18 protein-coding genes are annotated in these 21934 nt (G+C 41.7%); 12 read left to right on the top strand and 6 right to left on the bottom strand.

The window, feature by feature from the left end; translation table 11 throughout:
- Positions 1 to 162: 162 nt before the first annotated feature.
- Complete coding sequence (locus H5163_RS16920) at positions 163 to 513, bottom strand: RidA family protein (protein ID WP_145240373.1); 351 nt, start codon at positions 511 to 513, stop codon at positions 163 to 165.
- Between the two features lie 232 nt (positions 514 to 745).
- Complete coding sequence (gene sixA / locus H5163_RS16915) at positions 746 to 1222, bottom strand: phosphohistidine phosphatase SixA (protein ID WP_182731360.1); 477 nt, start codon at positions 1220 to 1222, stop codon at positions 746 to 748.
- Positions 1223 to 1402: 180 nt separating this feature from the next.
- Here sixA and H5163_RS16910 point away from each other — a divergent pair, with 180 nt between their 5' ends.
- Together H5163_RS16910 and H5163_RS16905 are read left to right on the top strand one after the other, a co-directional pair.
- Positions 1403 to 4123 (top strand): insulinase family protein, encoded by a 2721-nt coding sequence (locus H5163_RS16910; protein WP_182735583.1) that lies wholly within the window; start codon positions 1403 to 1405, stop codon positions 4121 to 4123.
- A 157-nt stretch (positions 4124 to 4280) separates the two neighbouring features.
- Positions 4281 to 6413: a bifunctional diguanylate cyclase/phosphodiesterase gene (locus H5163_RS16905; RefSeq protein ID WP_257326390.1), complete on the top strand. Its 2133-nt coding sequence runs from the start codon at positions 4281 to 4283 to the stop codon at positions 6411 to 6413.
- Between the two features lie 353 nt (positions 6414 to 6766).
- Here the strand turns inward: H5163_RS16905 and yeiP are convergent, their stop codons facing one another.
- Entirely contained in the window at positions 6767 to 7339 is a 573-nt protein-coding gene (yeiP, locus tag H5163_RS16900) for an elongation factor P-like protein YeiP (protein ID WP_145240366.1), read from the bottom strand.
- Positions 7340 to 7541: 202 nt separating this feature from the next.
- Between yeiP and H5163_RS16895 the strand changes: the two genes are divergently transcribed.
- On the top strand, positions 7542 to 7928 hold the full coding sequence (locus tag H5163_RS16895; protein WP_145240364.1) for an MmcQ/YjbR family DNA-binding protein: 387 nt from the start codon (positions 7542 to 7544) through the stop codon (positions 7926 to 7928).
- A 52-nt stretch (positions 7929 to 7980) separates the two neighbouring features.
- On the opposite strand, the gene H5163_RS16890 is transcribed toward H5163_RS16895, so the two are convergent.
- The 3 genes from H5163_RS16890 to fadI form a co-directional block, all read right to left on the bottom strand.
- Positions 7981 to 8499, bottom strand: coding sequence for a GNAT family N-acetyltransferase (locus H5163_RS16890; RefSeq protein ID WP_182735582.1), 519 nt, complete (start codon positions 8497 to 8499; stop codon positions 7981 to 7983).
- Between the two features lie 144 nt (positions 8500 to 8643).
- Positions 8644 to 10938: a fatty acid oxidation complex subunit alpha FadJ gene (gene fadJ, locus H5163_RS16885; protein WP_182735581.1), complete on the bottom strand. Its 2295-nt coding sequence runs from the start codon at positions 10936 to 10938 to the stop codon at positions 8644 to 8646.
- Positions 10938 to 12248: an acetyl-CoA C-acyltransferase FadI gene (gene fadI, locus H5163_RS16880; RefSeq protein WP_145240359.1), complete on the bottom strand. Its 1311-nt coding sequence runs from the start codon at positions 12246 to 12248 to the stop codon at positions 10938 to 10940. The genes fadJ and fadI overlap by 1 nt, the downstream gene beginning before the upstream one ends.
- 285 nt (positions 12249 to 12533) lie before the next feature.
- Between fadI and H5163_RS16875 the strand changes: the two genes are divergently transcribed.
- The 9 genes from H5163_RS16875 to H5163_RS16835 all read left to right on the top strand — a co-directional run bounded on the left by H5163_RS16875 (position 12534) and on the right by H5163_RS16835 (position 21886).
- Complete coding sequence (locus H5163_RS16875) at positions 12534 to 13490, top strand: MoxR family ATPase (RefSeq protein WP_064667661.1); 957 nt, start codon at positions 12534 to 12536, stop codon at positions 13488 to 13490.
- A 3-nt stretch (positions 13491 to 13493) separates the two neighbouring features.
- Positions 13494 to 14438 carry a DUF58 domain-containing protein gene (locus H5163_RS16870; RefSeq protein ID WP_145240355.1) on the top strand — a complete coding sequence of 315 codons (945 nt, stop codon included), beginning with the start codon at positions 13494 to 13496 and terminating at the stop codon, positions 14436 to 14438.
- Position 14439: 1 nt separating this feature from the next.
- Positions 14440 to 14877: a DUF4381 domain-containing protein gene (locus H5163_RS16865; protein WP_145240353.1), complete on the top strand. Its 438-nt coding sequence runs from the start codon at positions 14440 to 14442 to the stop codon at positions 14875 to 14877.
- Complete coding sequence (locus tag H5163_RS16860) at positions 14870 to 15856, top strand: VWA domain-containing protein (protein ID WP_145240351.1); 987 nt, start codon at positions 14870 to 14872, stop codon at positions 15854 to 15856. Before H5163_RS16865 ends, H5163_RS16860 begins: the two co-directional genes overlap by 8 nt.
- Positions 15856 to 17763 carry a VWA domain-containing protein gene (locus tag H5163_RS16855; RefSeq protein WP_182735580.1) on the top strand — a complete coding sequence of 636 codons (1908 nt, stop codon included), beginning with the start codon at positions 15856 to 15858 and terminating at the stop codon, positions 17761 to 17763. The genes H5163_RS16860 and H5163_RS16855 overlap by 1 nt, the downstream gene beginning before the upstream one ends.
- A complete protein-coding gene (locus H5163_RS16850; RefSeq protein WP_182735579.1) occupies positions 17757 to 19403 on the top strand; it encodes a BatD family protein in 1647 nt (548 codons plus the stop codon). Before H5163_RS16855 ends, H5163_RS16850 begins: the two co-directional genes overlap by 7 nt.
- A gap of 70 nt (positions 19404 to 19473) precedes the next feature.
- Positions 19474 to 20031 (top strand): sigma-70 family RNA polymerase sigma factor, encoded by a 558-nt coding sequence (locus H5163_RS16845; RefSeq protein ID WP_149983044.1) that lies wholly within the window; start codon positions 19474 to 19476, stop codon positions 20029 to 20031.
- Positions 20031 to 20834, top strand: a complete 804-nt coding sequence (locus tag H5163_RS16840) for a DUF3379 family protein (protein WP_182735578.1) — start codon at positions 20031 to 20033, stop codon at positions 20832 to 20834. Before H5163_RS16845 ends, H5163_RS16840 begins: the two co-directional genes overlap by 1 nt.
- A gap of 212 nt (positions 20835 to 21046) precedes the next feature.
- Positions 21047 to 21886, top strand: a complete 840-nt coding sequence (locus H5163_RS16835) for a Tim44 domain-containing protein (RefSeq protein WP_182735577.1) — start codon at positions 21047 to 21049, stop codon at positions 21884 to 21886.
- Positions 21887 to 21934 lie beyond the last annotated feature (48 nt).

The following is a 21934-nucleotide window of genomic DNA, read 5'->3' as shown; positions in this document are numbered from 1 at the left end:
TTGCCAATTGGTGAAGATAGCTAAATCACCATTTTTTAGTATTGCTTCATTATGATGCTCAAAGCAAAATAAAAAAGAGGTAGTAGCTTTACCTCTTTTAATACAAAGGCTGCAAATTCATCGCATTAATTTGGATATATTAAGTCCTTAAATGCTTGTGGGTTACTTGCTTGCAGCAACAACTGAAATCTCAACTAACAAAGCATCGCGGGCCATTTTAGCTTCTACGCAGGCACGTGCGGGCGCATGACCTGCTGGTACCCACGCATCCCAAACCGCATTCATATCGGCAAAGTAATCCATGCTTTTTACATAAATAGTGGCGCTGAGCATATGCTCTTTTGAACTTCCCGCCTCATTTAAAAGTAACTCAACTTTATCAAGCATGGTTTGCGTTTGTTCGGTGATGCCCTGCTCTGCGTCAGCACATACTTGGCCACATAAGTACACCGTACCATTGTGCTTAACGATACGACTCATGCGAGTTGCGGTTTGAATACGTTCAATTGTCATAAAATTGTCTTTGCTAAATTAGTGTGTCGCTAATTTAGCAAATTTGGTTCTGAACACAAGGTTACATACCCAAGTCACCTCAAGATGCGAGTTTCAGTTGGGCATTTCACTGGCACTTACTCTCATCGTTGTTACTTCTTGAAAGGGACTGCCATTGTTGCAAAGTAACGCCTTGATATTAAGCCCCTGTGAAACGCTGAATTCTGTATCTTGAGGTGGTTTGGGTATGAGGTTAAATTTCGACATTGCTGGGAGCGTGAATACTTAAATATTGGCTTTTATGGCGACTTTCATCGTAACTCAATACGGCAACCGCTCCAGTGTTAAATATCGGCATATTCCCAGCACTCAATTGGTCAACTAAATAACTAACTATTGGCATGTGAGCTACGACCAACCAGGTATCGCATTGTGGATGCATCGCGATGAGAGTTTCTAGATAATCGGCGGCAATTTGTGGATTGCCTTCAGGGATTATATCGCTGCAAGTTTCTTCGAATAAAAAAGCATTATGCTTTTTTACTCCTTCAGCTGTTTGCTGAGCACGAATGTAAGGACTTACTAACAATGCCGTTGGGGTATGCGTTGCTTGCAACCATAAACCCATTTTTTCGGCCTGTTGTTGGCCAACCGAGGTCAAATTTCTACTTGCATCGTCAGCTTGCATCGGTGTTGCTTCGCCGTGGCGCATTATTAAGATTGTTTTCATAAAAAATCAACCGATTAAAGAATATAAAACAGTAGCCAGTTTGCCTGTTTGTCCGCTATATTAAAACAACGTCACACATTTCGCTTATGATATTCAGGTAAAAATCGCCAAGCAATTTAATCGCAGCCCTGAAGTTATCATTGTTGTTAACGAGTAAACTTAACGTTTCAGGAGCATCATTTGAATATCAGCCGCAATGATAACAGAACATACCGTGCCCTCACACTGGACAATGGTCTAAAAGTCCTGTTAGTGCAAGATAAAGATTCAACTAAAGCCGCTGCATCGATGGCCGTGAATGCTGGTCACTTTGACGATCCTGTTGATAGACAAGGGCTCGCGCACTTTTTAGAGCATATGCTTTTTTTAGGCACAGACCAATTTCCGGAATCCGGCGGGTTTGGTAATTTTGTTTCCCAATCCGGTGGCAACACCAACGCATGGACCGGCACCGAGCACACTTGTTATTTCTTCGATATTAACAATCAAGAGTTTGCACAAGCACTGAGCCAATTTAGCCGGTTTTTTATTGCACCTTCTCTCAACCCTGGCGAAACTGAAAAAGAACGTAATGCCATTGATGCAGAATTTAAATTAAAAATAAAAGACGATGGCCGACGCATCTATCAAGCACACAAAGAAACCGTTAATCCTGCTCATCCATTTGCTAAATTTTCAGTGGGTAATCAGCAAACCTTAGCGGATCGTAATGGCTGTGTAAGCAAAGAATTGCGAGATTTTTTTAACTCCCATTATCAAGCCCAGTGGATGAGCCTAGTGATCTGCGCTGATGCAGAAATTGACACTATGGTGCAATGGGTAACTACATTATTTAATGATATTAAAGGTCAGCAGCAACCAAAACCCGTCATTGAGGCATCACTTTATCGCGCGCAAGATCTTTGCAAAGTACTGCATATAGAACCGCATAAGCATATGCAAAAACTCATAGTAAGTTTTGCGATGCCTAATATTGATGATTTTTATCGCCATAAAACCGTTAGTTTTATTGCGCATTTATTAGGGTATGAAGGGCAAGGGTCGCTTTACTCTATTTTAAAAGCGCAAGGTTGGATCAATGCCCTCTCTGCTGGAGGTGGCATTAACGGTAGCAACTTTAAAGATTTTAATATCAGCATGGCACTGACCGATGAAGGAATTGAATACTATGAAGACATCGTTGAAATGGTGTTTGAATATATTTGTTTAATTAATCAAAACATCGATAAATTACCGCGCTTATATCAAGATAAAAAAAATCTATTACAAATCGCCTTTGATAACCAAGAAAAAGCCCGCTTAATAGATTGGGTCAGTAATTTAAGCATCAACATGCAACACTACGATGAAGCCAATTATGTGCAAGGTGACTATCTCATGGATGGTTTTAATCAAACGGCTCATGAAACTGCAATGCAATGGTTAACGCCGCATAATATGCGCTTGGTGTTGATCCATCCTGATGTTGAACCTGAGCATACCACTCAGTGGTATCACACGCCCTATCGGATCGAAAGTATTTCTAGCTGTTGGCTGGAAGCGCTGTGCGAAATTAATACTCCACTACCAGAAATGCTATTACCTACAGCAAACCCTTATTTAACCAAAGAAGTGTCATTGTATGACGTTGAGCAGCCACAAAATCACCCACAACTATTAGTAAAAGAACCTGGCTTTGATTTTTGGTTTAAACAAGACAACACTTTTCGAGTTGCCAAGGGGCACTTTTATTTGGCGATGGATTCTGACTTTGCTGTTAAAGATATCAAACACATGGCACTTACTCGTCTATTTGCAGACTTATTTATGGATAGTGTTGCAGAACAATTTTACCCGGCAGAGTTAGCTGGTTTAAGTTATCACTTAACCTCACATCAAGGTGGTTTAACCCTGCACACTGCGGGACTCTCATCGAGCCAATTAGAATTAGTTGATGAATTACTCCAAGCGTTATTTAACGTCGATATTTGCGCTAAACGTTTTGCCGAGTATAAAAAACAGTTAGTCCGTCATTGGCGTAACAGCAATCAAAATAAACCCGTTGGTGAATTATTTAGCGTGCTGGGTGCAAAAATAATGCCGTGGAATCCAGAACCAGAGCAGCTTGCTGTGGCACTTAAAGATACCAGCTTTCATCAGTTTAATTGTTTTCGCCGCGAGTTTTTTAATGCCTTGCATGTAGAGTCATTTTTGCACGGTAATTGGCGAGAAAGTGATGCAATTGAGTTTCAAAAAAAGATTGCTCACCACTTAGCTAAATCAGCAACGATTGAAGATCTAACCCGTCCGTTATTTGAAATAGACAAAATAACCCGCTCGCAACTGACCCTAAATTGTAGCGATCATGCGATGGTTATTTATTACCAAGCACAAACCGATGACGTTGTTGAAAAAGTAAAAATGATGGCGCTAAACCATCTTATTAATCAAGATTACTTTAATGAACTTCGTACCAAACAACAGTTAGGCTACCTAGTGGGCGCAGGTTATGCGCCCTTTAATACTCGTGCGGGCATCGCCTTCTACGTGCAGTCACCTAACTACAGTGCAACCGCGATTTTTGAGCGTCATAATGCGTTTCTTGAGCAATTCCTTGCTTCATTAGAGCAATTAAATGAAGAGCAATGGCAGCAACAAAAACATGGCTTAACCACCCACATCGCCGAAAAAGATAAAAACCTCCGGCTGCGTTCACAACGCTTGTGGCTTGCCATTGGTAATCAAGATCATCACTTTCATATGCAACAAAAATTGTTAGAAGCATTGGAAAACCTTAGTCTTGCGCAGATAGTTACTTATATTCGCGAGACATTTGCAGAACATAGACCAAGATATGAGCTACTAAGCGTACCTAAAACAAACAAAACGACAAAAAAGCTGATTTCTTCTCATTCTCTTTGACACAACACCGTGCTTCAATTAGATTATCAAGTGCAAAATACAGAAGTGCCCTATGATAATAATAAAAATAATATTCAACACATTCATATTCGCCTCATTATTACTCTGCTTTAGCCCATTGGGCTATAGCGAGCAATTAGTCGATCAGCAAACTTTAATGCTTTATTTACCGAGTGCATTTGTTACGTTAGTGCTGCCTTACTTATTATTCACAATCTACAAATTACGCCGCTCACGACGCCAATTATGTATTTCTGAACGGCGTTTAAAAAGCACGGTTGAAGGCAGTGGTGACACACTTTGGGATTGGAATATCAAAACTGGTGAAGTACTGCGCATTAACGATAAATACATGATGGATAGAAATACCATCATTGATGTTCCACCTAATAAAGCCCTTATTCACCCTAATGATATAGCGCAAGTTGAATTACTGTTAAAGCAACACTTTGCGGAGCAAACCGCTTTCTTTGAAGCCAGCTATCGCATTAAAGATAGCTTTGATCGCTGGCATTGGGTACTCGACAGAGGCAAAATCATTGAAAAAGACACCAATTTAAACCCGCTAAGAATGACTGGCACGGTACGCGATATCACGCAATTAAAATCAACCGAGGCACGCCTTAACTTATTCGCTAAATGTGTTGAATCACTCACTGATGCATTAGCCATTTACGATAAAAACTTTAACCTGGTTGATCTTAATCCCAGCTTTTTATCGCAGTTTGGTGGGAACCGAGATAACTATTTAAACAAGCCATTTACCTTGCCAGGTTACGAGCAAAGTTATATTGATGATATTAAAAATACTGTTCGTCTTACCGACCATTGGCAACAAGAAGTTAAACTGCGCAATAGTGAGCGAAAACTACTACCGATTGAAATCTCAATCGATGAAATTAAGAATGAACATAATCAAATTTGTAACTATGTCATTGTATATTCAGATTTAACCGAGCGTAAAAAAGCCGAATCACAACTACATAACTTATCAAATCGCGATCGTACAACTGGCTTACCTAACCGAAATCTATTTTTTACCGATCTTAAAAAGCTGGCAAAACAAGACAGCCATCATGCATTACTAGTATTTGATTTAGATAACTTTAAAAAAATTAATGACTCATTAGGGCATCAACTAGGCGACAGTTTACTGGCAAAACTAGCAATGCGGTTGAGTAAACTCACCCGTGAAAAAGATGTGTTTTACCGCTTAGGTGGCGATGAATTTGCCTTAGTTATGTCTGGCACTAACGATATTCATACCATTACCAGAATGGCAAAACAGTTTTTAGCCGCCATTGCCACGCCATTTAAAATGGCAGGTCACGAATTAGTGATCACTTCAAGTGTCGGCATTGTGTTATTCCCAGAAGATGGCAATACCCCAGAACTACTGCTTAAAAATGCCGATACTGCGATGTACCATGCGAAAAAGAAAGGTAATAGCTACTTATTCTTTAATGACACCATGAACCGCCAAGCAGTAAAACGCCTGCAAATTGAAAACTTAATGCGATTTGGTTTAAAAGAAGATCATTTTGAAGTTTACTACCAACCAAAAATGAATATCCGCACCGGTAAATTCACTGGAATGGAAGCCTTAGTGCGTTTTATTACTCCGAAAAAAGGCATTATTAGTCCTGGCGTGTTCATTCCCATCGCAGAAGAAACTGGGCAAATCATCGAAATTGGTGAAGTGGTACTTCATAAAGCATGCCGTGATGTTAAAGCCTGGCTGGATGCTGGCTTATTTAATGGCCGAGTTGCGGTAAACTTGTCTGCTAAACAATTTAGCTTACCGGATCTAACTACTCGTATTGATGTGATTTTACAAAATCACGCCTTGCCATCGTACTTTTTAGAACTTGAAATTACGGAAGGTACGGTAATGGACGACCCACAAGATGCTATTTCGATCATGCGCTCTCTCAGTGCCCGTGGTATTCATTTAGCCATGGATGACTTTGGCACTGGCTACTCATCACTTGCATATTTAAAGCAGTTTCCACTTAATACGCTAAAAGTTGATAAAGCGTTTATTGATGATATGCAAACAGAGCGAGGCCGTAATATGGTTGACTCAATAGTTACCATTGCACATAACTTAGACTTACATGTGGTGGCTGAAGGGGTTGAGCAAGCAGAGCAAATTGCAATCTTAAAAGAGCTTAATTGCGAAACGATGCAAGGCTACTATTATTCAAAACCTTTATCGCGAGCTGAATTTACAGAATTTTTGAAGAAACAACAAAACCAAGCGGCACTTAGTTTAGTACAACAGGCATAAATGACAGCCTATGGTCGCCATGTGCACGCTTGTATACCCACGCAGCGCACTAGTGCACGACGATAATGTAAGTTAAACAAGCACCATGCAACGGGGCCTAACAACCCTGCTAGCACCAACCAGCGTTTAACTGGCATACCTTTTTTAATTGCCTGTGAATACATAACGACAATAGATACTACGCTGAGCAGAAAATACAAAAGCAGCCTCGTTCTTTCAGTTTAAAAAATGAGCGCGCAGTGTAACCAAAGCATGCACTGATTTAAAGTACTGCGGGCAAATAATGAGCATAAATTATAATGATATAAAAAAACCGACAAAGATGTCGGTTTTTATCAATACAGGCAGCGTACTTATTTTTCAGCACGGCCCATAAATTTATGCTCTGCGGTATTAATACGGATGCGGTCACCTGTAGAAATATGCTCCGGCACTTGAATGATCAAACCAGTTGATAATCGTGCAGGTTTAGAGCGAGCGCTCGCTGAAGCACCTTTAATTGAAGGGTCTGTTTCTTCAACCACAAGTTCAACACTTGATGGTAAATCTAATCCCACTGGTGCGCCATCAATTACAATGACATGCACGCCTTGGGTTTCTTCGTTGACGAATAAAATTTCTTCGCTGATCGCTTCTTTATTAAGATTATATGGCGTGTAATCTTCGTTATCCATAAATACGTATTCTTCGCCATCTAAATACGAGAACATTGCTTCACGACGAGTTAAATCAGCTAGTTTTAACATGTCGCTATCTTTGAATGTTTCATCTACTTTGCTACCAGTTACTACATCGTATAAGCGCATACGGTACAAACTTCCACCAGCACGGCCTTGTGGTACAGAACGAACAATATCTTTAACCACTAAAACGCGGCCATTAAACTCAATCGCAGTACCTTTTTTAACTTCACTTGCCTTTGGCATCAGTGTATTTCCTATAATTTATAAATCCCCAGAAACATACCACGAACTGGATTTTCTTCAATAAGAAAATATCACATACCGCTATTTTTCTCGTAGGGCCTGTATTTACTCATAAATTTTACCTATTAATCGATTTTTCATGACTAAACTACGAAAAAGCTGCTATGGTTAAACTACCAAAAATGACTTCAAGGACTGGATCATGGATCAGCACACTGCACATGAGTATTTAGCAAAAAAACCTCTGGTTATGGTTACCCAACCTTTCGGCCAAGAAGTTGATGTATATAAAGTAAACCATAAAATGTTTGCCACTTTATCGGTTGGCAACGAAGGGGAAACTGACGAAGACGGCAACCCTATTTGGTGGATGAATTTAAAATGCGACCCGGATGAAGCGCAATCACTTCGTGATATTTTTCCTTCAGTGATCCCGGGCTATCATATGAATAAACGGTTATGGAATACTGTTATTTTAGATGGCTCAATCCCGCAAGGTGAAATTGAACGTATGATTGATAATTCATTTAACTTAGTGGTTGCCAATATGCCGGAAAAAGATCGCAAAGCGATTGAAATTCATATGTAAGTCACAATTTTATGTTGTACTGCGCAAGCTACTTGTTCAGTACAACTTAGCCTTACTCCGTACACGTTAGTAAAAAATGATGATCATCAAATAATACCCCACCAATTTCGTAAGCTGACGGTTCAACGCTAACTAACTTAAAGCCACATTTAGCCAACACTTTTTCTGAGCCTACATTCCCTTTCGTAACCACAGCAGTAAATTGTTGAATGTTAAACGCTGTCGTCGCCCATGTTAAAAATGCTTGTAGTGCTTCAGTTGCATAACCTTGACCATAAAACTCAGGCATTAACAGATAACCAACTTCGGGAGTGTTTGATGATGATGTTGTAAGCCCTGTAACGCCCACTTTTTTGCCTGTTTTTATTTCAATGATCATCAAACACAAAGACTTATTGGCTGTAGGGTGCCACGGCGCCAACCGCTGCATAAACTTACTACGTATTTGCGTATCAGAAGGCCTGTCAAAACATTTTTCAATAACGCATGGCTCATCATGCAAAGCTAGAAAAAACGACCAATCGTCTTGTTCAAGGAGTCTCAATTGTAATCTTGCAGTGCTGATGTTCATTATTCGTCTTTACGCGGTATCAGTTAGGATGCCCCTGTTATAACAACAAAGCAAAATGATTTCAGCAACTAAATTTTTTAAATTCTAGGCATAAAAAAACGCACTTCAAACTATCAGTGCGTTTTTATAACTAGCAATTAAATACTATTTCACTTTATCATCGCTTGCATCAGCTGGGTGCGCGTCGGTTACCGATTCAGCTTCAGTAGCTGGCGCTGGCGGAACAATAACTTCTTGAGCCTCAACCGCTTCGACAGGTTCTACATCGGCAACGTCTTGCGTAGCCGCCACGGTTTGTTCTACCACAACTGCTTTACTTGGCTGTGCAGGCTCAGGCTGATAAAAGCTTGCACCATCATCAGCCATCGCAACTAAAGCTGCACACGGCGCAAATACCGGATTAAAATTAGCAAAAGTAGCCATTTCTGAGCTTACTTTGTTTGCGCCAAGTTTATCCATATAGCTGAATGGACCACCTAAAAATGGCGGGAAGCCAATACCAAAGATTGCGCCAATATCACCATCACGAGGACTGGCAATAATGCCTTCGTCTAAACAGCGGGCAGCTTCGTTAAGCATTTGTGCCACACAACGTTTAGCAATTTCGCTTTTATTTAAACGTGGTGATGGGCTCACGCCGAGTAATTCGTAAACTGATTCGTCTACTTTTTTAGCTTTCTTATCGTAAAGATAAAAACCACGGCCAGTCTTCCGGCCTAAGCGTTTGGCATCAATTAAACGTGAAAACGCATCGGGTGCTTTAAAACGATCACCGAGTTCTTTTTCAAGAATTGGCGCAATCTTAGAGCCGATATCAATGCCGACTTCGTCTAATAGTGCTAATGGTCCAACAGGGAAACCAAACTCAACGAGTGCCGCATCAATCTTTTCAATTGGCTCACCTGCCAGTAATAAGTTAGCCGCTTCATTCACATAAGGCGCTAAAATACGGTTAACGTAAAAGCCTGCGCTATCTTTAACAACGATTGGTGTTTTACCTTGCTTACGGGCAAAATTTACAATCCGGGCGATAGTCTCTTCTGAGGTGCCTTCGTGTGGAATGATTTCAACCAATGGCATTTTCTCAACTGGTGAGAAATAATGTAAGCCAATTACATTCTCTGGACGGGCAGCTTCTGCCGCAATTTGTGAGATAGGCAATGATGACGTGTTACTAGCAAAAATTGTGTTTGCTTGGCATTCACGTTCTACATCTGCCACCATACCTTGCTTAAGACTTAGGTCTTCAAATACCGCTTCAATCACTAAATCAATGTGTTTAAAACCACTGTAGTTAGTTGTACCAGTAATTCGGTTCATAGTTTGTTGCAGTTCAGCCTTAGATAAAATACGGCGCTTTTGCTTTTTATCTAAAATTTTATAGCTGTAATTCATGGCATTACTTATGCCCTGCTCTGCAACATCTTTGATACGAACTGGTACACCGGCTTTTACAGCACTAACATGGGCAATACCTGCGCCCATTAAACCACCGCCTAGTACGGCTGTTTTAGTGATTGCTGGAGCGTCGTCGTTGCGCCACTCTTTTTTCATTTCAGTGGTGGCAAAAAATATCCCACGTAATGACTTTGATTCGCTACTCATTACTAAAGTAGCAAAACCTTCCGCTTCTGTCTTATAAGCTTTTAGTTCATCCAGCTCAACACTTGCGCGTATTGCTTTGATAATAGCCAACGGCGCAGGATAATGACCACCGGTTTTTTTCAGTACATTTTCTTGTGCTTTTTTAAAGATGAAGTTTCGGCCAAACGGATTCGATTCTAATAATTGGCTAATACGATCAAGCTTAGGCTTGGCCGCTTTCGCTTTACCTTTTGAAGCAAATTCTTTTGCTACTTTTAGCAATACGGTCTGTGGTACACAATCATCTACCAAACCCGATTTTTTAGCTTGTTTAGCGCGAATTTGTTTACCTGTTAACGTCCACTCAAGGGCTTTTTGCAAACCAACCAGTTTAGGCAAGCGTTGCGTTCCACCACCACCGGGTAATAAACCAAGTTGTACTTCAGGTAAGCCTAGTTTAGTGATATCACTGTCTGTACATACGCGATAATCGCACGCCAAGGCAAATTCTAAACCACCACCCAATGCCGCACCATGAATGGCACTAACAGTTGGAAATGGCAGTTTTTTCATATCAAAAAATGCACGGTGGCATAATTCGCTGATCGCCAGTGCATCATCACGACTTTGCACGTTATCAAGCATTTTTACATCAGCACCAGCAATAAAGTTATCGCTTTTACCACTAATGAATACCATGCCCTTCACTGACTGCTGTTTTGCGTCATCAAGTAAGGCTGTTAAATCATCTGCAAAAGTGTCGCGCAGGGTATTCATTTTTTCGCCCGGCACATCAATGGTGACAACGGCAATACCGCTATCATCAACGTCTAAATTAAATACTGACTGTGTCATTACGCACTCTCCAATACAAAGGCTGCACCTAAGCCACCTGCGGCACACGCAGTTGTTAGTGCTAAGCCACCGCCACGGCGGTTGAGTTCATGTAAACTTTGGGTGATAAGTCGTGCGCCGGTGGCTGCAAATGGATGACCATATGCAAGCGAACCGCCTAAAACGTTAAACTTATCCATGTTAATTTCACCAATCGCTTTGCTGCGACCGAGTTTTTCTTGCGCAAACTTATCTGAGGCAAACATTTTCATGTTCGCTAACGTTTGTGCTGCAAAGGCTTCGTGCATTTCAATTAAATCAAGATCGGCAAGCGTTATGCCAGCTCTCGCTAAGGCAACAGGCGTTGAATGAGCCGGCCCCATTAGCATGTCTTCATTCACACCAATGGCAGAGAATGCAAAGCTACGTACATAACCTAAAATGTTATAGCCTAATGCTTTGGCTTTACTTTCGCTCATCATTAATACCGCTGCTGCACCATCAGTTAGCGGTGTTGAGTTTGCAGCAGTGACTGAGCCATGCTGACGGTCAAACGCTGGTTTTAATTTAGCGTACCCTTCAACCGTTGAATTATGGCGAATATTATTATCTTGTTCGATAAAACTTTTATACGGCGGTAAATGTGCAGTCATCACTTCATCAGCAAGTTTACCATCTGCCCATGCTTGGCTAGCAAGAGTATGTGAACGATGTGCTAAGGCATCTTGATCTTCACGGCTAATACTGTGAGTTTTTGCCATCTGCTCGGCAGTTTGACCCATAGATAAACCAGTTGAATATTCTGCAACCGCAGGCGGTACTGGTAATAAATCTTTTAAACGCAGCTTAGAGAATATTTTTAAGCGCTGACCTAAGGTACGTGCTTTATTGAGATCAACAAGGCTACCTGCTAATTTTTTACTTACGCCGATTGGCAATACCGATGACGAGTCTGCACCACCAGCAATACCCACTTGCACCGAACCTGCCATGATTGATTCAGCCACATTAGCAATCGCCTGAAAACTAGTAGCACAAGCACGTGATACGGAGTACGCATCAACAGATACTGGCATACCAGTACCCAATACGATTTCGCGGGCAATGTTTGGCGCTTCTGGCATTTGTACTACTTGACCAAACACTAATTGATCAATTTCAGATTTATCAAAGTTAAGGCGTTCAAGCATTTCGTTAACGACTAACTTCCCCATATCAAGGGCTGGTACATGATGAAATGCAGTTGCTTGTTTAGCAAATGGCGTACGTAAACCACTGACGATGGCAATACGATCGCCCTTTGCTGTTTTTAGTATATTTTGCTCAGACATTAATGCTCTCCCACTGACAGGTCTGACCTGTTTGTTTTCCTCGATTCTAAACAACCCGTGTGCTAAAGCCAATAGCGAAATTGAAAATAGTATAATTAGTTACCAACCATAGGCTTTTTTTAGCATATTTACAAAAAATACTGCGCTTTCTATGCTAGGGTAAAAATCGTTAAAAAATAACGAACTATTTTGAAAACTTGAGTCTAACACTTGTGTTATAAACTATTTACCCATATTACTAGTTAAGCTTTTATAAACCTTGCAAATCAGGACAGTTTTTTTACTATGGCCACTAACGTATTTTCACAATTAAAAACTTATTTAGATAGCCAAATTATTGGCCAGCCAGAATTAACGCAAGCACTACTTATTGCTATTTTAGCCGATGGTCACTTATTAGTAGAAGGCCCTCCAGGGCTTGCTAAAACTCGCGCAGTAAATGCATTAGCCAAAGGCGTTGAAGGCTCATTCCAACGCGTACAGTTTACCCCAGATCTATTACCTGCTGACGTAACCGGTACTGATATTTATCGCCAACAGACCAGCGAATTCGTTTTTGAAAAAGGCCCACTATTTCATAACCTTATTTTAGCCGACGAAATTAACCGTGCCCCAGCTAAAGTGCAATCAGCCTTATTAGAAGCCATGGCTGAGCGCCAAGTCACGGTTGGTAAAAACACTTATCCGCTGTCGGATTTATTTATGGTGATGGCAACCCAAAATCCACTGGAGCAAGAAGGCACTTACCCGCTACCAGAGGCGCAATTAGACCGTTTCTTACTCCACCTAAGTATTGATTATCCAGGCGCCGAGCATGAGCTTGATATTTTACGCCTTACCCGTGGCGAAGCGTTGAGCGAGCATCAAGCACCAGCACAACAAATTAGTCAAAGCGATTTATTTGCCTCTCGCAAAGCAATTTTAGGGCTGTATTTAGCTGAGCCACTTGAGCAATATTTAGTGCAACTTATTATTGCAACGCGTGAAGGCGCAAAACTAGACGCCCAATTAGGTAGCTGGATTGAATATGGCGCAAGTCCGCGTGCCACCATCGCCTTAGATAAATGTGCCCGTGCTCATGCATGGTTACAAGGTCGTGACTTTGTTGCTCCAGATGATATTCAAGCTGTGTTACATAATGTTCTGCGCCATCGCATTATTTTAAGTTATGAAGCACAAGCCGATGGCGTTACTAAAGATCAAGTCATTAGCCGTATTTTAGAACTTGTTGCCGTGCCATAAATCATGCAAAGCCAATTAGATAACCAACAGTGGCTCAGCCTAAGTCATAGCCATGGGGTCGACTTAGGCTTGAAAGAGCTGATGTATTATAAAGCGAAAGCTCGCTTATTAGAGCTTGCGCCAAAAGTTAAAATTAGAAATAGCCTGACCGGCCAATATCTCGCGCCTCATAAAGGCCGTGGTATGGAGTTTGCTGAAGTACGTCATTATCAACAAGGCGATGATATTCGCTCAATTGATTGGCGCGTTACAGCACGTACTGGCGAAACACACACTAAGTTGTTTCAAGAGGAAAAAGAACGGCCAGTGTTTGTGTTTACAGACTTTTCTAATTCAATGCTGTTTGGCTCAAAGCTATTACTTAAATCTGTGCAAGCGGCGCATATCAGTGCCTTGGTTGCGTGGTCAGCGTGCCAACGCGGCGATCGCATCGGTGGCATCGTGTTTAATCAACACGGTCATTTAGAGCTCAAGCCCAGCGCCCGCGAAAAAGCCGTGTTAAAACTATGCCACAATTTGTGTAATAACCACCAGCAAGCACTCGCGCAGATTGATGAGCCCGCAGACAATAAACTCAGTGATAATCTAAAACGTTTGAATCATTTAGCCAAGCCGGGCAGCTTAGTCTATTTAGTGTCAGATTTTAGCGCCCTTGATGATGCCAGTTTTAAACAACTAGAAATACTGAGTCGACATTGTGAACTGATCGGCTGCCATATTAGCGACCCATTTGAGCATCAGCTACCGGCGTTTAAACAAACAGTCACGGTTAGCGCCAACGGCAGTGACTTTGCGTTACCGCTGATGGATAAAAGTTTTCGTGATAAATTTGCTAAAACTGCTGAGCAAGCATTTACCACACGAATGCAACGCTTAACTAAATCGGGTCTTAATTTAATATCATTCAATGCAGCCACACCTCTTGAGCTGCAATTAGTGAGAAAGTAATATGCAAACCTCTCCATTAGCTGGCCTCCATGATGTGATTGTGCCAAGCCATGTTTCTTGGTGGCCTTTAGCACCTATTTGGTGGCTCATCATTGTCGTGTTACTCGTAACTGTCAGCTTTATAAGTTACCAGTTGTACCGGGCACGGCAGTTTAAAAAAGCTAAACGCCAAGCTATTTCCCTCAGTGAACAACACGCAGAAGATGCCCAGCAACTACATATTTTAATTAAACGCCTGGTTTTACACTATTATCAGCAAAGTGCTGCATCACAAGGCACGAAACAATGGTGTATTACTCTAAATAAGCTGACCGGACAACAATTTACTGAACACGAACTGATGAGCCTTTATCAATCACAAAGCAATCAAACTGCGCTGGCACAGAAATTAAAACTCGCCATTGTGCAATTTAAATTAAAGGAGCCGCTGAATGTTTGAATTTAGCTGGCCTTGGTTATTTGTATTATTACCGCTGCCTTGGTTGTTGCGCTTATTTAAGCCAGTGCACAGTGAAGGCAATACCCGCTTACGTATTCCAAGCTTCGCCAAACACAATTTAGGCGCGCAAGTTGTCCAGCAACAGGCGCGTGGTATTAGTATATTTGAATGGTTGGTTTGGTTGCTTTTAGTCACCGCTTTAGCTAACCCAACCTGGCTTGATGAGCCAATTACCTTACCTAACGAAGGCCGCGATATCATGCTAGCTGTGGATTTGTCAGGATCAATGACCGAGCAAGATATGGCTTATCAGGGCCAATATGTTGACCGTTTAACTATGGTAAAAGCGGTATTAAGTGACTTTATTGAGCAACGTCAAGGCGATCGTTTAGGGCTGATTTTATTTGGTGATACGGCATTTTTACAAACACCACTAACGCGAGACGTTAAAACCGTAAGCCAAATGCTATCAGAAGCGCAAATAGGCTTGGTTGGCCGTGCCACCGCCATTGGCGATGCACTGGGCTTATCAGTAAAACGTTTTGCCAGTAAAGATGAAAGCAATCGCATTGTGGTGTTATTAACAGATGGTCAAAACACCGCCGGTAACTTAGATCCAGAAGAAGCCCTACTGCTTGCCCGCGAAGAAGGCATTAAAGTGTATACCATCGGCGTAGGCTCTGATAATCCGCGTGGCTTTAGCTTATTTAATATGGGAGGCATGAGCGGAGGTAGTTTAGATGAAACCCTGCTAAAACGTATTGCCGAACAAACTGGCGGCCTTTATTTTCGCGCAAAAGACGTTGCCGGCTTACAACAAATTTATCAAGAACTTGATAAACTTGAGCCGATCAGCGCTGATGAGCAAACCTTTCGCCCACAAAGTGCGTTATTTTACTTCCCTTTATTAATTGCACTGACCTTGATTGGTCTGCGCGTTATGTTTATCAGTGCAAAAGCATTAAGACAGGAGGCCTAATGGACTTTGAATTTATCCGCCCGACCGTATTGTGGTTATTAGTTCCTGTGTGTTTAGTGTTTACTATTGCAATAATAAAGCACAAGAAAACCAGCCAAGGTGAATTAATAGCAGCTCACTTAGCAAAATTTGTGATCAACACCAACAACCAAAAAAACACGCAACCCATGTGGCTAATTGCCCTCTTTGCAGTGTTAGCCGTCATTTTTAGCGCAGGGCCCAGTTTTGAAGAAAAACAAGTGCCGGTATTTCAAAGCAAAAATGCCCGTGTAATTGTGATGGATATGTCGCTATCGATGTACAGCACGGATATTGCGCCCAGTCGTTTAGTCCAAGCGCGCTTCAAAGCGCTGGATATGATCAAACTATTTAAAGAAGGTGACACTGCGTTAGTGGCCTATGCAGGCACTGCTTATACCATTTCGCCGCTAACCAATGATGCCGCGACGCTTGAAAACCTGATCCCAAGTTTAAGCCCAGATATCATGCCTGATAAAGGCTCCAACGTACTTGCTGGGCTTGATGCTGCAAAAGAGTTATTAACACAAGCCGGATACCTTGAAGGCGATATTATCTTAGTAACAGATGGTATTGAACAAAGTGAGCAACAAGATATCAGCCAATTTACAGACGCTAACCCTTATCGATTAAACATTTATGGTATCGGAACAGAGCAAGGCGCGCCAATTAAACTTCCTGAAGGTGGGTTTTTAAAAGATAGTTACGGGCAAATTGTGGTGCCCACCATCAACATCAGTATGCTTAATGGTCTAGCAAGAAACAGTGGCGGTAAATTTGCGACTTATCAACCTAGTGCCCGCGATATTCAAATTTTTGCTCCCAGTGCAAATAGTGAAATACTGAAAAATGAAAAACAAAGTCAAGCGCTCTGGCGTATTGATGCGGGGATTTATGGCTTGTTTATTTTACTGCCAATGATGCTGTGGATTTTTCGCCGAGGAGCTTTTGCAGCTGCATTTTTAGTGGTGAGCTTTTTACCGCAACACAATGCTTATGCAGTAGAGCTGCCTTCGGTATTTAAAAATCAAGATCAACGTGCGCTGGACGCCTATCAACAAGGTGAATATGAGCAAGCTGCCACAGCAGATTCTAGTCAACTAAAAGGCGCGGCGCTTTACCAGCAAGGTAATTTTGATGCTGCATTGGCACAATTTAGCCAAGATAAAAGCGCCACTGGTTTATATAATTACGGTAATGCTCTAGCAAAGGCAGGCAAGCTAGACGAAGCAATTGCCGCCTATCAGCAAGCACAAACTTTGCAAGACGACTTTACCCAAGCAAAAGAAAATCAGGCACTCGTTGAGCAATTGAAAAATCAACAGCAACAGCAGCAAAATCAACAAGGCCAAGACGGCGAACAAAACCAAGATCAAAAAAGCCAAGATGGTGAACAAGGTCAAGATCAGCAAAATAAAGATAAGTCACAGCAAGGTGAACAGCCAAATCAGGACCAGCAATCTCAACAAGGCGATCAATCTAAGCAAAGTGATGATCAGCAAGATGGCAAACCATCTGATCAACAAACTGACAAGCAAAACGAGCCACAAATGGAGGCGGAACCTGAGCAAGGTGATAAAACTGATGGGCAACAGCAACAAGATGCGCAAACCGAGCCCCAAGATGACTCTGCAAACGATAATAAGCAGCCGCAGCCACAAATGACTCCTGAGCAACAGCAACAAGCTGAAGAAGCGGCAAAGCAACAAGCTATGCAAGCACAAACCGCAGAGCTTACCAACGAAGAGAAAGAGAAAGCGCAGCAGCTTAGTCAGTTATTGCGAAAAGTACCCGATGATCCCGCAATCCTGTTACGTAACAAAATGCAATTAGAAGCCCAAAAACGAAACAATCAACGCCGTCCACAAGGAGTCGAAAAATCATGGTAATGCGATTAATCTGTTGTTTATTGCTTATCAGCGCTATGCCCTCGTGGGCCGTTACGCAATTACAAGCCAGTGTTGATAAAAACCCGGTACTAGCGGGTGAATTTTTTATGCTCAATATCAGTGCAGATGACACCATAAAAAATGATCAACCTGATACCTCAGTCCTGTTAAAAGACTTCGTGGTTGGCCGCACCAGTGTCAGCACCCGCACAAACATCATTAATGGTAGTATTTCAAAAGAAACCACTTGGTCTATTAAACTTATGACCCGCACTGCCGGTGATTATACAATCCCAGCATTTAGTGTAGCTGGTGTCAGCTCTGCGCCCATTGCATTAAAAGTGGCTGAACGCAGTAAAGATACGCAGCAAAACAACGATATTTTTATTAAAGCATCGCTTTCAAGTGACAGCCTATTTGTTCAAGAGGCAGGGCTTTACACGGTTAAGCTATATCTTGCCAAAGAGTTACTTGATGGTAACTTAAGTGCCCCCGCGATGTCCGATGCGCAGCTAAGTCAAATCGGCAAGCAGACTGAAAACTATGAACTTGTTGATGGTAAGCGTTACTTAGTGATCACTCGCGAGTATTTAGTACAGCCCCAAAAAAGTGGTAGTTACACGATTCAAGCACCAACTTTTCAAGGTCGAATTCGCCAAGACTATCGCCAATTAGATGTATCTGCACTGGGTGATAATGTCGATATTGAAATTAAACCGATACCAAGTGACTACCAAGGTGCATGGCTGCCTAGTGAATTAGTTAATTTAGATGAGCAATGGCAACCCGCTGACGACACAGTAGAAGTGGGTACACCTATTACGCGAACGCTGACCTTAACTGCACTTGGTATCACCAAAGAGCAACTACCTGATATTGAACTGCCTGAAATCAAAGGTATTCGCAGTTACCCAGATGAAAAAGAAAATAATCACTTGGTTCGCGATGGTCGGGTAATATCACAACAAACAGCCTCGTACGCTTTGTTACCACAGATGCCAGGCACTTATACACTGCCAGAGGTAAGCGTGCCTTGGTATAACACCAAGATTAACCGGATCAGTTATGCAACACTACCAGCTCGTACTATTACAGTAACACCTAGTAGCACAAGCACTCCAGCAGCCGTTGCTGCGCAGCCACTTACGCCATCACAAAGCGCAACAACAGATGCTGCAGCAATAAGTTATCAAGCAACGCCGATAAATCAGTATCCGCTATGGTTAATTATTATCAGTGTGATTGGTTATTTATTATGGTTTATTACCTTGATTTTATGGTGGCGCAGTCAATCTCAGCGCAGCTTGATGCAAGCAAAGCCGACAGTAACCCATAGTGATTCATCAATTTCATTAGATGAATTAAAGAAACACGCTAAAAGCAATGATGTAAGTGCCTTTTATCAGGCGCTAAATCGTTACGCAATGCACTTAACAAAACAATCGAGCGGTGCAATAGACAAGCTCGAACAACTAGCTGATAATGCACAGCTTAGTCAACATATTGCTAAACTAAGGGCTGCACTCTATAGTCCTAATGATACAGATGTTGATTTAATTGCGATTGTCGGCATGTTAGAAGAGCAACGTAAAGTACAAAAAAAATCACAACAAGCTGTATTAAAAGGACTTTATAAATAGAGTTTAAGTGACGGGGAGCAATCCCCGCGCTCAAATAGTAAATAACTTAAAATAAATAAAAAAAGTGCTTATGCTTGGAAATGAAAACTCTAAAAGTCAGGTCTTAGTTGATATGGCAGAGAAAAAAACACGCTATGAAAAACTTGTTCATGTTTATCATAGCGAATTATATCGCTTTGCTTATTGGCTCTGCCGCGACCCTAATATTGCCGAAGATCTTGTCCAAGAAACATTTTTACGTGCTTGGCGATCTCTGGATTCATTATTAGATCAAAAAGCAGCTAAGCCATGGCTATTGACGATTTTACGCCGGGAAAATGCCCGTCGTTTTGAACGCAAACAATTTGATTATAGCGATGTTGAAAACGACACCTTAGTTGACGAAAAAAGCGTCACCTTGGATGACGAAATGGAACAAACAGTGATCCAACGTCAAATCGCTAAGTTACCTGATGAATACCGCGAGCCATTATTATTACAAGTCGTTATGGGCTGCTCCGGTGAAGAGATAGCAGAAATATTAGATTTAAATAAAAACACGGTTATGACGCGTTTATACCGCGCCAGAAACCAGTTAAAAGAGGCATTGAGCCGTGATGATGAACAACTTAAAGGGGCATCAAATTAATGGATGATCTCGAGTTTCGTCGCCGAATTAGCGCACAGCCAAACAGCACAGATAAGGAGCTTGTGGAGTTTGCAGAGCAACACTCTGAGCGACAAGAATTTATTAATGATATGCAGGCCTTTGATTTAGAGCTTGCCAATGCACTTGACGTACCGGTGCCAGCAGGTCTTGCCGAGCGTATTTTGGCAAACACCGCAGCGCATGCACAAAACGAGTCGGTCACAACTGAGCAACTCAACCAAGCACCAGCTGATACCAGCGCGCAAACACCGCCGCAACGAACAGATAATGTAGTTGAGGCAAGTACACGTTTTAAACGTGCTCGTTTACCACTTGCCATGGCAGCCTCAGTATTAGTGGCTGTGGGAGCATTTTTATTTAGCAGCGAACAAAATGTTGCGTACGCAGCTGGCGAACATGCGCTTGCTCATGTTTACTATGAAATTAATTCGCTGCAAAAGACCGAAGCAATCAGCTTAGCAACGGTAAATGAAAAATTTGCTGTGTTAGGCGGCCATTTAGATGAATTGCCAGGTAAAGTGACTTACCTAATGTTTTGTGACTTTAAAGGCCAAAAGGGATTACACCTGGTTTTTGAATCAGACTATGGCCCGATGACGGTATTTATAGTGCCATCAAAACAGCAATCGTTTGGCATCGGCGACGATGATTTTCAAGACGATCGTTTTGAAGGCCATATTAACCGTGGTGCTGACGCAGATACTATTTTAGTAGCAAGTCTTGGTGCGCCATTAGAAAATTACAATGATCGTATTAATGGTGCGATCCGCTGGTTAAATTAACCTTCCTTTTGCATTGCCGTTATTATAACGGCAATGCAATTTATACCTTCGCGAAACAATCGTTATATTCTTCCTGCTTGAACCAATAATTGCTTTTAAATTAATCTATTGACCAAGCTACTGAGCATTTTAGAACTAATTCAGTTTGTCGCTATTTATCTAATTCCTGAACTACTTTAGAATCGCCGTTCTAATTTGTTTTAAGGAACTTCATGAAAAACCTGATTGTTATATTTTCATTGCTTGCTCTACTATGTACTGCAAGTTTTGATGCACAAGCACGTAAAAAGTTTGGTAGTAAAAAACGTGGCCAAACACCAGAAACACAACAAACCGCACAAAAACAACAAACAGATACCAATACCCTCGCCCCTGCTGCAAAACCAAAATCAAGCAAAAAAGGCATGATGGCAGGTATTTTTGGCGGCTTATTAGCCGGTGGATTAATCGCCGCAATGATGGGCGATGACTTTGAAGGGATGCAACTACTTGAGATAATTTTAATGGCAGGTATTGCCTTTATTATCTTTAAACTTATCATCGGTATAATACGTCGTAAAAACGCCCCTGTAATGGCGCACGGCCAAGGAGCATTTACTGCACCGCAAATGAGACAAACTGCGCCTGAGCACACCACTACAAGTGGATTTAGTCAAACCAATGACGTACCGTTTAATTTACCCGCTAACTTTGATACTAACGGCTTTTTACAAGGTGCGCGTAGCCATTATCATACATTGCAAACAGCATGGAATAATGCTGACTATGCAACGATGGCTGAATACTTAAGCCCTGAACTAGTCGCTGAATTTAAAGCGGAACGTGAAGCGATTGACAGCGTTGCAACTGACGTGATGTTTATTGATGCAGAACTTGTACGTGCCGATACCGACACACAAAAATGGCAAGTAAGTGTACGTTTTAAAGGGAAGTACCGTGACTTAGGCGATAATAAAGAACAGCCTATTTTAGAAATTTGGCACTTAGAGCGTGCCACCAGCGATGATGCGCCTTGGCTGATTGTTGGTATTGAAGATTTAATTGACGCGTAGTTCTAGGTTCTAGGTTCTAGGTTCTAGGTTCTAGGTTCTAGGTTCTAG

The organism is Pseudoalteromonas sp. SG44-8 (assembly GCF_014164125.1).
In the GTDB taxonomy this organism is placed as follows: Bacteria; Pseudomonadota; Gammaproteobacteria; order Enterobacterales; family Alteromonadaceae; genus Pseudoalteromonas; species Pseudoalteromonas rhizosphaerae.
This window is presented reverse-complemented; position numbering and strand designations above follow the sequence as displayed.

Bases quoted from the DNA above. Each gene is read 5' to 3' on its own strand.
- H5163_RS16895 (WP_145240364.1), top strand. From the start codon at position 7,542: ATGGATCAGCACACTGCACATGAGTATTTAGCAAAAAAACCTCTGGTT.
- H5163_RS16845 (WP_149983044.1), top strand. From the start codon at position 19,474: ATGCTTGGAAATGAAAACTCTAAAAGTCAGGTCTTAGTTGATATGGCA.
- fadJ (WP_182735581.1), bottom strand. From the start codon at position 10,938: ATGACACAGTCAGTATTTAATTTAGACGTTGATGATAGCGGTATTGCC.
- H5163_RS16920 (WP_145240373.1), bottom strand. From the start codon at position 513: ATGACAATTGAACGTATTCAAACCGCAACTCGCATGAGTCGTATCGTT.
- H5163_RS16855 (WP_182735580.1), top strand. From the start codon at position 15,856: ATGGACTTTGAATTTATCCGCCCGACCGTATTGTGGTTATTAGTTCCT.
- H5163_RS16860 (WP_145240351.1), top strand. From the start codon at position 14,870: ATGTTTGAATTTAGCTGGCCTTGGTTATTTGTATTATTACCGCTGCCT.
- H5163_RS16905 (WP_257326390.1), top strand. From the start codon at position 4,281: ATGCTTTATTTACCGAGTGCATTTGTTACGTTAGTGCTGCCTTACTTA.
- H5163_RS16835 (WP_182735577.1), top strand. From the start codon at position 21,047: ATGAAAAACCTGATTGTTATATTTTCATTGCTTGCTCTACTATGTACT.
- H5163_RS16890 (WP_182735582.1), bottom strand. From the start codon at position 8,499: ATGAACATCAGCACTGCAAGATTACAATTGAGACTCCTTGAACAAGAC.
- fadI (WP_145240359.1), bottom strand. From the start codon at position 12,248: ATGTCTGAGCAAAATATACTAAAAACAGCAAAGGGCGATCGTATTGCC.
- H5163_RS16840 (WP_182735578.1), top strand. From the start codon at position 20,031: ATGGATGATCTCGAGTTTCGTCGCCGAATTAGCGCACAGCCAAACAGC.
- H5163_RS16875 (WP_064667661.1), top strand. From the start codon at position 12,534: ATGGCCACTAACGTATTTTCACAATTAAAAACTTATTTAGATAGCCAA.
- H5163_RS16850 (WP_182735579.1), top strand. From the start codon at position 17,757: ATGGTAATGCGATTAATCTGTTGTTTATTGCTTATCAGCGCTATGCCC.
- sixA (WP_182731360.1), bottom strand. From the start codon at position 1,222: ATGAAAACAATCTTAATAATGCGCCACGGCGAAGCAACACCGATGCAA.
- yeiP (WP_145240366.1), bottom strand. From the start codon at position 7,339: ATGCCAAAGGCAAGTGAAGTTAAAAAAGGTACTGCGATTGAGTTTAAT.
- H5163_RS16865 (WP_145240353.1), top strand. From the start codon at position 14,440: ATGCAAACCTCTCCATTAGCTGGCCTCCATGATGTGATTGTGCCAAGC.
- H5163_RS16870 (WP_145240355.1), top strand. From the start codon at position 13,494: ATGCAAAGCCAATTAGATAACCAACAGTGGCTCAGCCTAAGTCATAGC.